1 protein-coding gene is annotated in these 1,583 nt (G+C 50.6%); it reads left to right on the forward strand.

Annotation, left to right across the window (positions count from 1 at the left end; genetic code table 11):
* Nucleotides 1-643 precede the first annotated feature (643 nt).
* The gene (locus BQ17_RS10615) at nt 644-1,297 is read left to right on the forward strand and encodes a M23 family metallopeptidase (RefSeq protein ID WP_089726885.1); all 654 of its coding nucleotides are present in this window, start codon (nt 644-646) and stop codon (nt 1,295-1,297) included.
* Nucleotides 1,298-1,583: the final 286 nt, after the last annotated feature.

Genomic DNA, 1,583 nt, shown 5'->3' on the forward strand with positions numbered 1-1,583 from the left:
GATTCCGGCAATCCCTGCCGGAATGACGAGGGAGGGGTTGGCAGACTTCAGCATTTAGAATTTATCCACTACCCGAATATTTTGTATTTTGTGACAGCAACAGTGCTGTTGATGATCGTGAATTGGGGTGGTTTAAGAGTCTTGCGTTATGTGTCTCGATAGGACGGGGTTAAAGAATATGCACACCTAACTGTTCAGATGTCTTATATATTTATACCTGAATACCGACAACCCCCAGCGAGGCTCCGCCTCAGACCAACAAGGCGTGAATTTTTGTCTGGAAGCCAGAGCGGCACAAACCTAACCTGGGTGTGAATCCATGTCCTTGTTGTTTAACGCCAAGGCGTAAGGTCGCCACGACGCAAGGAAAACCAAAAGAATCTTTGCGTCATTGCGCCCTTGCGTTAGATTCGAAGGGGACTAAAGGGTTACTACTCGATTTTTTGTGCAGCGCACAAACTTGACTCATTTGTAAAGCTCCGGATCCCTCAAGGATCCTAGTTGCAGACCAATGCCATCTCGGAAGGTACGACTAACCCGACCGACCACCACAAGCGGCCGGCAGCTGACTTAACGCTATCGAGTTGCAGATGCCGACAGCGCAGTCAAATGATTTGTCCCGGAGTTCAACCACGAGGCGACCATGACAGTGACCTTTAACAATCGAATGATCTCTCTAATCTTGGTCGGGGCATGCCTAATTCCAGGAGCGATCGATGCTTCCGGTTGCTGGGCATCCTTTTCGGAAAGGGGTTATAGCCGTTTGTGCTGGTTGTTCGATGAAGGGAAAGGTAAAACCACCTGGCATGTGTCCGGCAATAGCCCTGGGGGAGGGCCTTATTTAGGGGATGACTATTACGCGAATAATTGGAACTACGGAAGCGGACGTGACGACTTGGGGTTGAATGTGAAAAGCGGTTCGGCCGGCACGGTAATTTATGCGCAAGACACCGGAGAGGGTTACGGAAAGCAGGTGATTATTCAAGCGCGTGAAAATACCAACTTTGCTATCCGGTATACCCATCTCGATGAGATCCGCGTAGCGACGGGAGACGCCGTAGATGTGGGAACATTGATCGGCACGGTCGGAGATAGTGGTCTCCCACCCAATCGCTGTAACGCCGCGGGTGGCTGGCGATGCCCACAATTACACCTGGTCGTTTACAAGAATATCAATGAGATATCGCGTTACAATCGAACGGCGCTGTCTTGGTTGAAGAAAGGTCGATCGCCTTTGAGAGTTGTCGGAGACCGTCCCACTAAGTTCGCGGCAAAATTTAGGGTCGCTGATCCGTAAAATGCCCCAATGACTAACCGTATCGAGACCAAGGCCCTTGGATCTCCCCTCACCCCAACCTTCTCCAACCCTCTTTCCCAAGGAGGGTGTCGTAAAAACGGTGGTGTCAGCTGCCAGTTTGTGAAGTTTAAACCACAGAGGACACAGAGAACCTAGAGAATCGGCCTGTGCTCTTCTCTGCGTTCTCTGTGTCCTCTGTGGTTCGAAAGGAGGTAGTGGTTAAATTTAAATGCGACCTAATGCTTTGAACTCCACCGTTTTGCCATCCCTGGCCCTGGATTCCGGC

Origin of the sequence: Candidatus Thiosymbion oneisti, assembly GCF_900092655.1 — a bacterium.
Classification (GTDB): Bacteria; Pseudomonadota; Gammaproteobacteria; order Chromatiales; family Chromatiaceae; genus Thiosymbion; species Thiosymbion oneisti.